The organism is Bacillus sp. OK048, assembly GCF_900103525.1.
GTDB lineage: Bacteria > Bacillota > Bacilli > Bacillales > Cytobacillaceae > Neobacillus.
Map to the genome: position 1 here is coordinate 298,873 of NZ_FNHN01000001.1, position 13,819 is coordinate 312,691.

The following is a 13,819-nucleotide window of genomic DNA, read 5'->3' on the forward strand; positions in this document are numbered from 1 at the left end:
CAATCAAGATTATAATATTCAGTGGTTTGATAAATAATAAAGAGGTGTGATTCAAAATGGGTATACCTAGATTATGGACTAAAGATTTTTTTATGGTTTCTTTAACTAATTTTTTTCTATATTTTATTCATTTTTTATTATTTGCCAGTATTGTCGTGTTTACAGTAGATAAGTTCCATGCCTCAACAAGTATGAGCGGTTTGGCTGCAGGTATTTTTATCATAGGAATGCTATTCGGGCGTCTTTATTCGGGTAAATATATAGAGATTATTGGGCGGAAGAAGATGCTTTATGTCGGAGTTATTTTTTCGATTATAACGATCCTTCTTTATTTTACCGTTACAAACTTATCCATTCTCTTAATTGTACGCTTTTTACACGGTATTGGATTTGGAGTAGCTTCAACAGCAACAGGGACCATTGTATCGAGCGTTATTCCAGATGAACGAAGAGGCGAAGGTACTGGTTATTATGCATTAAGTACAACCATTGCTGCGGCAATGGGTCCATTTTTCGGTATCTTTATTAATCAGTATTTAGGATTTAAGATGATATTTGTTGTATGTACCGTATTAATAGTGATGAGCTTCCTATCTTCTATTTTTCTCAATGTGCCAAAAATGGAATATAATAAAGAAAAATTAAATAGCATGAAAGGGTTTAAGTTAAGCAACTTCTTAGAGCCGAAAGCACTTCCGATTTCAATTGTAAGTATTTTCATAGGTATGGCATATTCCAGTATTCTTTCATTTATTAACGCATATGCGCAACAAATTCATTTAGTCGATGTCGCTAGTTTCTTCTTTATCGTTTATTCCATAGTCGCTTTGGTATCAAGACCATTTACAGGACGGTTGTTTGATGTTAGAGGAGAAAATTTTGTGGTGTATCCTGCTCTTATTTGTTTTGCTATAGGTTTATTGATGGTAAGTAATGTTCATCATGGATTTATGCTCTTATTATCTGCCGTTTTTATCGGACTAGGCCATGGAACATTTTCACCAAGTGCTCAAGCTATAGCCGTTAAGGTTTCCCCTCGCAATCGAATGGGCTTGGCCACGTCAACATACTTTATATTCGCAGATATAGGTGCAGGGTTCGGACCATTTTTATTTGGATTTTTAATTCCTATCATAGGTTTTAAAAACTTATATGTAATTATGGCTATTGTCGTTTTAGCATCTGCAATTTTATATTATTTCTTGCATGGAAGAAATAAAGATTATGTTAAGTTATTACAGGAAGAAAACTCAAAATATATATAATGTCTTCAAGTTTCCTATTTTTAATAAGAATATCACCTACCTTATTTTTCTTTTGGTGATGAAGGTTCGTCGATTCAATAAAAAAAGCACTCAACCCGAGTGCTTTTTACTTTGGAAAAGGGATAATTATGCATCTACGGATGAGTCGACAAATAATTTTTAATCTCAGCGGGATATTCCTATCCTCTTATAGATATTTAGACGATTTTCTTGTTTTTCAATTCTTCAATTTGTTCGGTAGAATATCCTAATTCAGATAAAACATCGTCTGTATGTTCACCTAGAAGTGGAGGGTGATGTCTCAAGATTGCTGGAGTTTCTGATAACTTTACTGGGAATCCCGGAACTTTGAGTTCATTTACGATTGGATGTTCAATTTCTTGAATCATGTTTCTAGCTTTTATTTGTGGGTGGTTAAGAATTTGGTCAATTGAATGTATGGGACCACACGGAACACCAAACTTATCCAATGTTTCAAAAATCTCTTTGTACTCCATCTGAATAAATCGATCCGACATGATTGAAACGAGTTCTTGGCGATTGGCTACACGGTCTATATTTTTAGCGAAGCGTGAATCTTCTAATAAATCAATCCAATCTAATGCTTCGCAACACTTCTTCCATAATCCATCATTGGGAACTGCCAAGATGAAATCCATATCCTTAGCTCTAAAGGCCTGATACGGAGCAATTGATGGATGCGATGAGCCCATTCTTCCTGCAGGCTTTCCTGTTGCAAAATAGGCAGTGGCCAAGTAATTCAACAATGAAATCTGACCATCTAATAAACTGACATCAACAAACTGACCCTTCCCAGTTCTTTGAGCAGCTATCAATGCGCTAAGTGTTCCATAGACAGCGAAAAGTCCTGTCGACAAATCGACTATTGACATTCCGGCTTTTGCTGGCGGACGATCTGGGTCTCCAGTAATACTCATTAATCCTCCAAACCCTTGTAATAAAAGATCGTAACCTGCTCTGTCTTTTTCAGGGCCTGTTCGACCAAATCCTGAGATTGAAGTGTAAACAATTCGTGGATTAATTTCTTTTATTTTTTCATAACCTAAGCCAAGTTTATCCATTGCTCCAGTTCGGAAGTTTTCTACAAAAATATCAGCATCTTTGGCTAATTTATAAATAATTTCCTTTCCCTCTGGTGATTTCAAATCAACTGTAATTCCTCGTTTGTTTCGGTTAGAACTTAGATAATAGGTTGCTTCCCCGTTCCAAGTAGGAGGAGTAAACCTTCTTGTTTCATCACCTGATCCAGGCTGCTCCACTTTTATTACATCCGCTCCCATATCTCCAAGCAGCATAGTGCAAAATGGCCCTGCTAGTGTCCTTGATAAATCAAGTATTTTTATACCTTCCAACGACTGCATTCATATCCACTCCCTAAGATACTTATTTTAAAAATGGCAGTTTATATTACCTAAAACTTTCTAAGAGATTTATACATTTCGTGCTCCCAAGTTCTTACCGCCATCCACATGCAGCACTTGTCCTATAATACTATGTGCTGTTATCTAAGAATTGCAATAAATTGGAGCATATCACACCGGAAACAGGGATGATATGCTCCAATAATAGATTCTGAGTCTTTACTTGCCAAAAAAAGAGCAGTGTTGGCTGTATCAATTGGATTTTAGCTACTCCATAATCGGAATATCCTTTTTCACCTTCATATTTACCGATATTACTCTGCGAAAGTTGAGTAAATAATTTAGCTGTATACCAAATCTGTAAGTACCCTAATATCACTATAGTTTTCAATATTTAACAATATTTCATAAATATCTTTAATTTTTTCATCTGGTAGTTTTCCTGCAGTATATGTTTTAAAGATATCAATATGTTGTTCTCTTGTTAGTGGTTTTTCAGGGCCACCTAATGCTTGTTTAGCGCTCAGTTCATATTTTTCGCCATTTTTTAAAGTTACAGCTAATGTGGCAGTTCCAGAGTTGAATCCTTTTGGCCAATCTTCATTAATATTTACTTTAACTTTTGAACGCTCCTTCTTATATCTTTCATCATTAATTGCTTTGTCTAGTGTAAAGTTGTCATAACTAATATCCCCTTCGATAAGGACCCCTGCTATAACATGCTGTAGGCTAAATCTACTATCTTCAATATCTATTGGATTTGGTCTATCAACACAAATTGCGTCAATTGTACCAACTTCTAGTTCGATTAAATCAACATCATTTGCATTAATATTGTTTTCATTTTTAATTGTTCTAATCATGTCGATTTGACGGTGAGTTGCGAAACAACAAGGATATTTTTTAATCCAAAAATTGTGAATATACCACTTTTCACCTAAGTCTTTCGTAATTTCTTTTAGATCACAACCCCTACCCGACAGCAAGCTTTCTAGCCAAGCCTCTATGTTTGTTCCCCCAGTTAAGCCATTTTTAGCAAATAAAGCTGCTAAGTAACCGTCTTTACATGCTAGAGCAGACTCTAAGTAATGTGCATCAGTACCAAAATTGGAAATATAACCTGCTGATCTACCAATTGCTATTCCAATTGCTGACTTTATTTGTTCTTCATTTAAGTTCATTGCTTTTGCTGATGCAACTGCTGCACCAATAACTCCATAGAATGGTAGGTCTGTTATTCCTAGTGGCGCTAATTGATACTGTCCTATTCTATTCATTACCTCTAGTCCTAACGCGGACGATTCAAGAAATTGTTTGCCCGTTAAATTGAGTTTCTCTGCTAAAGGAAATGTTACTGGAAAAATTGTAATATCGCTTGTAGCAGAAGGGAACTGATCATCTTCCAATTCTGCTACATGAGAGGTATAACCATCTACAAAAATAGCCATTTCTAATGAACTTCTAAAATCATAACCGATTACATTTACCTCAGGTGTACCCAGGTTTGATTTTGCATAATCAATAATCTTTTCAGTTGAAGCCATTTTTGATCCTGAGATCATTCCAGCCATCGTTTTTAATGCTAATTCTTTAGTGAATTCAAGTGTTTCTTTAGGGATATCCTCATAGTTTGTTTCATATACAAATTTACTAATTACGTCTGCAATTGTCATTTTAAAATCATCCTTTCAATAGTAATTATACAAACAAGCAAATTACATCTTTTATAATGATTGTGTAGCTTGCTTTCATCATATTTCTCCTTTTTAGTTACAAAACCAACTTGAGCAGTGGGGCTCTGGTCTTCCTAGGTATACCAAGGTTTATTTACCGATGTCATCTACGAGAGTTGATTAATAATTTAATATTTTTCCCCATTCCTCTTCCTCCCCTATTTAATAACTTTCGAAATTTTTTTAGATTTCGCATTTCTTTATAAAAGATACTAGTATTAATTTGTAATCACCCCCCTTTGTAACCGTTTTAAATTCTCTATAGGTGTATTGTAAATACATTAAATAATCATGCAATTATCATGCCAAGTAGTATTTGTACAATTAAACTAAGCATTTGTTAGGAAAATACATAAAATAATTCCGGATTAGCTTCTATCTAATGCATTGTTGCATTACATCGCGATGAATATAAATGTTATTTTGCATCTGATGATTGAAAAACGTAATGCTTAAATGATTTATGGCATTTTTAAAGTATTTAATTCTTTAACATCCTGATCTATCTTTCTTTGCAAGCGATATAATGTCACTGATGAGAAAAACATAGCTTTTCCTAATAGCTTCCAAGAGATCGAAAATCCACCAAAAAGTTCATATAAATATCCGAATAGGGTGGTTCCAATCGTCGTGCTGATATTGCCCGGAGTCAAGGTAAATCCAAGGGCAAATCCCACGTAATTTGCTTCTACTGATTCAAGGACAATAACAGTATATAATCCAGCCCAACCCGAACCGGTCATGCCAATAATTAAAGCAGTAATAGAAAGTATGATAAAATTGTTAAAAGGGAGCAATGCGAAGATAAACATGATCATGCAGTTTGCTATACATATATATGATAGAAATAGCACTCTGCAATGAACAAACAACCAATCTACGAGAAATCCAAATAAAAACCGCCCAATAATCGAGCCGCACTGTAAAAAAGCAAGTAAATATCCTGCATAGATTAGCGAAATATCAAATCGTTCATTCACATCTACCACAAAATAAGCTGTTATTGTAAATTGAGCTATAAATAAAAAAGGAATAACCAAGCATATCGTTTTAATCTTTTTGTCTCGCAGAACATATACAAACTCATTTCTTGTTAACTTTATTCTTGAGGAGTCTTTCATGCTGCGCCCTTCACCTTGAACATCCCGAAATAAAAAAGATGTAAAACTGATAACCATCAAGACGCAGCCAATGATTAAAAACCCCATCTTCCAATGATAATTTACAGCCATAAAGGGAAACCATACAGCAACAAGTAAACCAGAAACGCCGACGATTCCTTGCTTAATTCCTATGAAAGTACCTCTAACTTTTGATGGAAATAAAATCAGGATGCCTTTACTGATAGCTGGAGGAATAGTTGAAAAGAAAATCCCCATAATTAGGTAAGCAATCAGGATTATCATATATTCATCTAGCCAATATAAGCTAATTGAAATCAATCCAACTATTATCCCTCCAAAAAAGAGAATACGTTTTACACCAAAATAATCTACTAGGATCCCGGAAGGTATAGAGCATATTGCGCTTCCTAAAGTAGCTGCGGCTGCTAAATATCCTATTTGTACCATTGATAAATGTAATTCCTGCTGAATAAAAGGTAAAATAGGGGTAATACCTAGATATACCATTGAAGACGTTAATTGCAAGAATAAAAAAGATGTAAATATCCATATCGGATATGATTTTATATTTAACATTTTAAGCCCTCTTTTTTAAGAAGATAAAAGCTTGAAAAACGTAATGCATGGTATGGCTTTATGACATTTCTAAGGTATTTAATTCTTTAACATCCTGATCTATCTTTCTTTGCAAGCGATATAATGCTACTGCTGAAAAAAACATAGTTCCTGCAAAAAGCATCCAAGGGATTGAAAAACCACCAAAAAGTTCATGGAAATATCCGAATATTGTGGCCCCTGCAGTCGTGCCTATATACCCCAAAGTCATAGTTAAGCCAAGGGCAAAGCCCACATATTTTGTTTCTATCGCTTCAAGGACAATAACCGTATATATTCCAGTCCAGCCCGAGGCTGTCAGACCAATCAATAAAGCAATAATAGAAAGTATGATAAAATTGTTAAATGGAAGCACCGCAAAGATAAACATGATAAGGCAGATTGCAATACATATCCATGCCAGAAAAAGCACCCTTCGGTTTAAAAACAACCTATCTCCCAGAAATCCGAACAATAACCGCCCAATAATTGCACCAAACTGTAAAAAGGCAAGTAAATATCCTGCATCGATCAGTGGGATATCAAAACGTTCGTTCACATCTACCACAATATAAGTTGGGATTGTGAACTGAGCTATAAACATAAAGGGAATAACAAAGCATATAGTTTTAAGCTGTTTGTTTCTTAGAACATATACAAAATCAGTTCTTGTTAACTTACTTTTTGAAGAGTCTTTCATTTTACGACCTTCACCTTGAACATCCAAAAATAAAAAGGCTATAAAACTAATAACCATCAAGGAGCAACCAATGAGCATAATCCCCATCTTCCAAGAATAATTTACAGCCATAAAGGGGAGCCAAATAGCCACTATTAAAGCAGAAATGCTGGCAGCCGTTTGCTTTATTCCAATGAGAGTACCTCTAACCCGTGATGGAAATAAAATTAAGATGCCCTTACTAAGAGCTGGATGAAAAATTGCATAGAAAACACCTATAAAATTGAAAGCAAACAGGATTAGCAAATATTCGTTCAGCCAATATAGACTGATAGATATTAATCCAACAACAAGCCCTCCAAAAAATAGAGAACGTTTTAAACCAAAATAGTCTACTAGTATCCCGGAAGGTATAGAGCAAATTGCGCTTCCTAAAAAAACTGCAGATGCCAAATATCCCATTTGTACAACGGATAAATGTAATTCCTGCTGAATAAAAGGCAAAATGGGTGTAACACCCGTATAGATCATGGAAGACGTTAGTTGGAAAAATATTAAAAATGTAAATATCCCTATGGGATAATTTTTGTTAATTAACATATAAAGACCCTCTTTTTATTATATTTTTCCGTTATGCTATTCTTATTTCACCACCTATTAATTGAGTTCTATTTATTAATCTTTCATATACACAACATGCAAAAAACATGCCAAATCGAAAAGACTTATTTTAATTAAGATGCATATACCTCAATGACAGAAGTGGCTGTATGATAAGTCCTTTAAATAGGGAAAGTGGAGAAAAATTTTCGTTTTTTCTCCACTTTCCTGTCAGTATGTTGTGGGATATATTAACAATCTTTCCCTATCTATTCTTTAGCATTATTGGGGCAATTAACTTCGTACAATTAAGACATCCCTTTAAATTTAAGGCCATTGTTTGATCCCAGCGTTCTTCATCGATTTTTAGAATCGATCTAGTTAGGCTTTTATCGCGAATACCTCCAACAACATTTATTAATATATCTGCTTTTTGAAATTCTAGCTTAATTAGTTCACTAATCCCTTGCACTTCCTCTAATACTAATGCATGGCCCGAACTGCAAAAACCTTGTTATTGTCCGTTATCTCCAGTTGGCTCCCTCTTCAGCAAAGCGTAAAGCAATTCAGTTACATTAACGCTGGCAAAAACAAAACAATTTGCGGAAAAAGAATCAATATGACAATTGAAAACAATAAAACACCAATAAACGGTAACGAACCAATAAATACTTTATGAACCGGTATGCCTGAATGTTGACTTGTTATAAATAAATTCATTCCTACAGGCGGAGTGACGAGACCGATTTCGAGAAGAATTACCAGTACAATCCCAAACCAAATTGGATCATAGCCAAGCCCAATGATTAATGGGTAAACAAGCGGCAAAGTCAATAACATTGCCCCTATCACTTCCAGAAACAACCCAACAATCAGATAAAGAAGAATAACGAAAAGCAAAATAACCCAAGAAGGAAACCCACTATTTGAAATCGATTCCAAAATAGCATTTCCAATCCTTGTCAAAGTGATATAATAAGCAAAAACCTGGGCACCGACGACAATGACGAAAATCATGGCTGTTTGTTTGACCGTAGTCATTAAAGCTTCTGTAATTTGCGAAACCTTTAATCTTTTTAAACTCAAACCGATCACAAGTGCACCAAAAGCACCAAAAGCTGAAGCCTCTGTCGGTGTTGCTATACCAGAATAGATGACAGTCACAACTATTAGTATTAATAGAACAGCAGGCCATATTAATTTAAGTGACAACCATCTTTCTTTCCAGGAATATTTTTCAGTTTTGCTGTTGTTTTTAATCCCTAATAAAACAACGGATATAGACAATAACAATGCAACTAGTAACCCTGGAATAATACCTGCCATTAGCAGTTTTCCAATCGAGTTTTCAGTTTGGATACCATATAAAATCAAGGGAATACTAGGTGGAATCAATGCAGCCAATGTACCCGTAGATGTAGCGACTAGTCCCGCTGCTAAATGTGGTGGATATTTGGCCTCTATCATTTTGGGAACTGCTATTTCCGACATAACAGAAGCCGCAGCGACACTGCTTCCAGAAAGTGCACCAAAACCGGCACTCGCGAAGACTGTCGAAACCCCAGCTCCTCCCGGTGTATGCCCCACCCATTTCAGTACACAACCAAATAAGTCATCTGCAATTCTACTTTTCGAAATAAAATGAGCCATAAGGATGAATAACGGCACCGCGCTAAAAACAAAGCTATTCACACTGCGGTATGCGGTTGTTGACAATATACCTTGCAGTGTATCATACCCTGAAAACAAAAATACCCCCAATGAACCGACCGCTAACAATACAAAACCGATCGGCATTCCGATAAACAACAAAATAAGCAATAAAACCATATTGAAAATTAGCACCTTATCACCTCTGTTCAGTTTGTATGACTTTTATGAATCTAAAAAAATACGATATTTACTTGAATTCTTTTTTATCTTGTACAATATTAATCGAATCAATGAGTAACCTGATACACATTATTAATAAACCTAAAGAAATGATCATCAGAGCCGGAGCCAGAGGATAATCTAGTATGCCAACAGACTGAATATTCTTTGCATAATATTTCAATCCTTCTTTAAAGTTATTTATGCTTAATATAATGAAAAGCACTAAGGCTACAAGATTAGTAAACAACCCTACAATTCTCTTTGTGCCTTTAGAAAACTTATGATACAGAAAATCAACATATACATGCCCGTTTTGTTGCTGTGTATAACTAACAGCTAGGTAAACCATAACAGGCAATAAGTACTCTCCGGTAATTTCCATTGTTCCAGGAAGAGGTCTATGAAAAAAATATCTCAAAATAACATCCATAAATATCCATACCATCATTAAAAATAATGTGCCAGCAGATATAAGCGCCAAGAAATAATCAACTTTATCAAGCCATCTATTTAACAGTTTCATGGTCAACCTCCCTTGTAAAATGAAATAGAAGTCACTCGTATCATCAGACATGAATCAGTTTGTTTCTACGAGTGACCAATTAATATCCATCTCATTTATTATTTATTTTCGATAACGTTTTTAAGATGTAATTGATTATTTAACTTTTTCTATTTCACCTAAAAATATTTCTAGTGCTTTATCAAAATTATCACTTTTTTTATTTTCCAATATTTTCTTTTTAAATCCATCATAGAAGTTTTGCCACCGCACTTTTTCATCTTCTGATAATTTATGTTCGGTTATTTGTCCAGATCCGACAAATTCTTCATAAATTTTTAAATCTTTTTCTTCGTCATATTGGGTTATACTTTTTCCCATTTCTTCGCCCACTTGCATGATAACCTCTTGGATATCTTTTGGTAAACCTTGAAATACCTTTTCATTTATGACGAGACCATGTACTCCTGTCCCCAATTTGATTTTTGTTACATAATCCGTCATTTCTTGGAGATCGTAAAGTTCTACTGTAGTAGCGCTAACATGAACTCCATCCAAAACTCCTGAGCTATAAGCAGTATATAAATCAGCCGAAGGCATTGTTACCGGTGTGGCCCCAAGGTGCTCTACTATTGATGTAAGTACACCACCCGCCCCTCTTAGTTTTAATCCTTTTGCATCTTCTGGAACCTTGACTTCTTTTTTACTATTAAATATATAGTAAAACGGAGTTAACCCTGAAGATACGAGTCTTACACCATTATTTAAATAGTCTTCTTCCAATGCTGGGCTTTGTTGGGACATTTTAAAAAAAGCCTGTGCACCTTGAGGAGTTGTTTCAAATAGTCCTGGTATACCAGGAATTACCGCGCCCAAAGCTGTTTCACTAGGTGTATAAGCAGGCGCGAAATGACTAATATCGGCCACACCACTAGCCACCAAATTCACTGAATCAGCCGCTTTCCCCAATTGCTCCCCAGGATAAAAATCAAACTGAACACGGCCATCTGTTAAGCTAGTAACCTTTTCCATAAATGGTTTTAAGTATTCTTTAGTAGTAGTTGACTCTGCAGAATGCCACGTTGCAAATTTTAGTGTAATCACATCTTCTCTAGCTTCGCCTCCTGCTTCTTTTGAATTTGAGCCACAACCTGCCATGATTAATAGTAAAACCATTAAACAACTAAGTAGAATTGAATATTTTTTCGATAACATTTATTTACCCCCTGTGATGATTAATATTTCATACCTATGCTTAGATTGAAAATTATTAAAAACTATTCAGTGTTAATAGGTTAGTAAATTCTGTGATGTTATTTTCTTTCTCCAATTCCCCAATTCTCCTAATTACCTCATTAATATTTTTTTCCGGAATTTCATTAGGTGTTAGTTTGGAGCATTTCTTAAACTTATCAACTATCTCTTCGAAACTCATACTATTTTCAATACTGCCCAGTGGATGGTCAACTCTTCTCCGATGAACGTTACGATCCTTTGTGACAATAGTTACGATGGCCGGGGAAATCCCCCTACCTGCCAAACTATTATCATATCTAGTTATCACTCTACTGGCTATATTCAGAATCCTCTGGTCAGCAATCGCTGTTTCCGTAAAATCTTCAACAAACACTTTCCCCTTTACCAAAGCCACTGCTACTGTATATGGAATACTAAATTGTGCATCTACAACGACTTGCGGTTTTTTTCTTCTTTCAACCGGTTCACATACAACATTTGCATGAGTTGTAACATCTACTGAAATTTCCACGATGTCTTCTGGATTCATGTTTGTTTCCTCTCGTAATTGCAAAGCCGCATCAATTGCCGGGTGGGTAAAACGACAACAAGGATAAGGCTTAAAGCTTAAATTTTCACTTTCGAAATTTTCCCCATATGAATCGATTAATAAATCGTAGTCAAAATGATCGTTTAAGTAAACTTTAGGAAAACTAAATTTACCATTGAAAACATTTCTGGCACCCGTTATACCTTGCTTTGCAAGAATAGCAGCGGTTACCCCTGCTTGTGCACCGAAAGCTGGTTGAATCCGCTTTGTTAAAGCTGCATCTGAAACTGCTTGTACAGTACCTGCTACTTGACTCATTGTTATTCCTATAGCATTCATCAATTGTTCATCATTTAGCTTTAGGATCAAACCAGCAGTCAGGGCCGATGCAAAATAAGCAAATGTAGAGGTATAAACAAGACCTATCTCAGTGGCTCCAATCTTTGTTGCTTTCCCTAATCTGCATAAGAAATCCAAACCTAATGTAACCGCCTTCAAAAATAATTTTCCATCACATTCCCCTGCCCTTTCGGCTGCAGCCAAAGCGGCGGGAATAATCGAAACTCCTGCATGAAGAACTGCCTCATCATGTGTATCATCAAAATCCCTTGCATGTGCCATGGTTGAATTTACTAAGGTAGCAAATGGAGCAGGTACCTTTATTCCATGATATAGGATTGTACTTTCCTTCTTCCCCCCCCAATCGGATATGATTTGCAGCAACTCGTTTGTTCCTTCTGCATTTACACCCGCTAATATGCAGCCAAGAGTATCCAAGATGTCTTTCTTTGAAGCATCTAAAACGTTATATGGTATTTCATCAAACGAGAGGGAATTTGCAATCTTAACGATCCTTTCCAAATGATCCATAATATTTCCTCCTTGGAATTAAGGTTGGAAATTTTCCAAGCTTAAATAACATTCTAAAACTAAATCTAGTTTTCCACAGAAGCTTTATCGTGTCACTAAAAAAGAATGACATAAACCCTTACATTTTTTATAAAATTTCTATTATTCAACATAATAACATGGTAACGATCTAATTATATAGTCAATATTTTCTGTTCGCTGATACCCCGCCTCGTTAAGGTGGGGTATCAGCGAAATAAAATATAATTCTTCAGCTATTAATATGACCTTGGCATTCCCAAACAGTGTTGGGCAACATAAGCTTTAACCATTTCATTGTTAATCGGCGCAACTCTTGGTAAATGAATTTGACGATAAAATCTCTCAATATTATATTCTGTTGCATAGGAATATCCGCCAAATGTTTGCATTGCAGCATTTACGGCAGCGAATCCTGCTTCTGACGCTCGAAGCTTGGCCATATTTGCCTCCGGACCGCATGGACGGCCATTGTCATATAACCATGCCGCACGATAAGCCAATGCCTCGGCAGCTTTTAAATGTGAATATGCATCTGCCAGCGGAAATTGTACGCCTTGATTTTTTCCAATTGGTCGACCAAACACTACGCGTTCATTTGCATATTTAGAAGCCCGTTCAATCGCAGAATATCCGATACCAATGGCTTCAAAAGCAACAAGAATTCTTTCTGGATTTAATCCATCTAATAAATATTTAAAGCCTTTCCCTTCTTTTCCAATCAAATCGGAGGCATCAACTTCCAATCCCTCTATAAAAAGCTCATTGGTATCGATTGCATTCCGACCCATTTTTTCAATTTCTTTGATTGTAATGGCTGATCGATCATTCGGTGCAAAAAACAATGACATACCATCAGTTTTCTTTGTAACTTGATCATATGGTGTTGTTCTGGCAACTAGCAGAATTCTTTCGGACTTTTGCGCCTTTGTAATAAACACTTTATGTCCATTAATAATATACTTATCGCCCTCACGTTTGGCGAAAGTCGTAATTCTTGTTGTATCTGTTCCGGCATTAGGTTCTGTAACTCCGAAACAAACCTGGAGTTCCCCGTTTGCAATGCTAGGCATGTATTTTTCTTTCTGTTCTTTATTTCCATGGAAAAATAATGGGTTCGGGCCAAAGAGTGATGCATGGATAGTTGAAGCGCCATCAAATCCTGCCGGCGATTTTGCAATTTCATGCAAAATGAGCGCTGCCTCAGTTACCCCTAATCCTCCACCTCCATACTCTTCCGAAATCATGACACCGATTAATCCCGCATCTGCATACGCATCATAGAATTCCTGTGGAAATCGATGTTCTTTATCAGCTTTCCTCCAATATTCATCATCAAATTGACTTGCGATGTCCCGGGCTGTTTTTCTTATCATTTCTTGTTCTTGCGT

The 13,819-nt window shown here is 35.8% G+C and carries 11 protein-coding genes; 1 reads left to right on the plus strand and 10 read right to left on the minus strand.

Features of this window, described 5'->3' with window-relative positions; all coding sequences use genetic code 11:
• Positions 1–56 precede the first annotated feature (56 nt).
• Positions 57–1,265 carry an MFS transporter gene (locus tag BLR86_RS01430; RefSeq protein ID WP_090757865.1) on the plus strand — a complete coding sequence of 403 codons (1,209 nt, stop codon included), beginning with the start codon at positions 57–59 and terminating at the stop codon, positions 1,263–1,265.
• Between the two features lie 197 nt (positions 1,266–1,462).
• Here BLR86_RS01430 and BLR86_RS01435 read toward each other — a convergent pair whose 3' ends face one another.
• From BLR86_RS01435 to BLR86_RS01480, 10 genes are all read right to left on the minus strand, one after another.
• A complete protein-coding gene (locus BLR86_RS01435; protein ID WP_090757866.1) occupies positions 1,463–2,647 on the minus strand; it encodes a CaiB/BaiF CoA transferase family protein in 1,185 nt (394 codons plus the stop codon).
• A gap of 341 nt (positions 2,648–2,988) precedes the next feature.
• Entirely contained in the window at positions 2,989–4,320 is a 1,332-nt protein-coding gene (locus tag BLR86_RS01440; RefSeq protein ID WP_090757867.1) for an MmgE/PrpD family protein, read from the minus strand.
• A gap of 521 nt (positions 4,321–4,841) precedes the next feature.
• Positions 4,842–6,080, minus strand: a complete 1,239-nt coding sequence (locus tag BLR86_RS01445; protein ID WP_090757868.1) for an MFS transporter — start codon at positions 6,078–6,080, stop codon at positions 4,842–4,844.
• A 58-nt stretch (positions 6,081–6,138) separates the two neighbouring features.
• A complete protein-coding gene (locus BLR86_RS01450) occupies positions 6,139–7,377 on the minus strand; it encodes an MFS transporter (RefSeq protein ID WP_090757869.1) in 1,239 nt (412 codons plus the stop codon).
• A 265-nt stretch (positions 7,378–7,642) separates the two neighbouring features.
• Complete coding sequence (locus BLR86_RS26925; RefSeq protein ID WP_090757870.1) at positions 7,643–7,849, minus strand: SDR family NAD(P)-dependent oxidoreductase; 207 nt, start codon at positions 7,847–7,849, stop codon at positions 7,643–7,645.
• A 98-nt stretch (positions 7,850–7,947) separates the two neighbouring features.
• A complete protein-coding gene (locus tag BLR86_RS01460) occupies positions 7,948–9,207 on the minus strand; it encodes a TRAP transporter large permease (protein WP_090757871.1) in 1,260 nt (419 codons plus the stop codon).
• Between the two features lie 70 nt (positions 9,208–9,277).
• Positions 9,278–9,775 carry a TRAP transporter small permease gene (locus BLR86_RS01465; protein WP_175492757.1) on the minus strand — a complete coding sequence of 166 codons (498 nt, stop codon included), beginning with the start codon at positions 9,773–9,775 and terminating at the stop codon, positions 9,278–9,280.
• 135 nt (positions 9,776–9,910) lie between these two features.
• Positions 9,911–10,969, minus strand: coding sequence for a TRAP transporter substrate-binding protein (locus BLR86_RS01470; RefSeq protein WP_090757873.1), 1,059 nt, complete (start codon positions 10,967–10,969; stop codon positions 9,911–9,913).
• 55 nt (positions 10,970–11,024) lie between these two features.
• On the minus strand, positions 11,025–12,410 hold the full coding sequence (locus BLR86_RS01475; RefSeq protein WP_090757874.1) for an MmgE/PrpD family protein: 1,386 nt from the start codon (positions 12,408–12,410) through the stop codon (positions 11,025–11,027).
• A 257-nt stretch (positions 12,411–12,667) separates the two neighbouring features.
• The coding region (locus BLR86_RS01480; protein WP_090757875.1) for an acyl-CoA dehydrogenase family protein at positions 12,668–13,819 on the minus strand (1,152 nt) is incomplete at its 5' end.

Excerpts from the sequence above, each read along its gene's own strand:
- BLR86_RS01430 (WP_090757865.1), top strand. The coding sequence starts at position 57 with ATGGGTATACCTAGATTATGGACTAAAGATTTTTTTATGGTTTCTTTA.
- BLR86_RS01435 (WP_090757866.1), bottom strand. The coding sequence starts at position 2,647 with ATGCAGTCGTTGGAAGGTATAAAAATACTTGATTTATCAAGGACACTA.
- BLR86_RS01440 (WP_090757867.1), bottom strand. The coding sequence starts at position 4,320 with ATGACAATTGCAGACGTAATTAGTAAATTTGTATATGAAACAAACTAT.
- BLR86_RS01445 (WP_090757868.1), bottom strand. The coding sequence starts at position 6,080 with ATGTTAAATATAAAATCATATCCGATATGGATATTTACATCTTTTTTA.
- BLR86_RS01450 (WP_090757869.1), bottom strand. The coding sequence starts at position 7,377 with ATGTTAATTAACAAAAATTATCCCATAGGGATATTTACATTTTTAATA.
- BLR86_RS01460 (WP_090757871.1), bottom strand. The coding sequence starts at position 9,207 with ATGGTTTTATTGCTTATTTTGTTGTTTATCGGAATGCCGATCGGTTTT.
- BLR86_RS01465 (WP_175492757.1), bottom strand. The coding sequence starts at position 9,775 with ATGAAACTGTTAAATAGATGGCTTGATAAAGTTGATTATTTCTTGGCG.
- BLR86_RS01470 (WP_090757873.1), bottom strand. The coding sequence starts at position 10,969 with ATGTTATCGAAAAAATATTCAATTCTACTTAGTTGTTTAATGGTTTTA.
- BLR86_RS01475 (WP_090757874.1), bottom strand. The coding sequence starts at position 12,410 with ATGGATCATTTGGAAAGGATCGTTAAGATTGCAAATTCCCTCTCGTTT.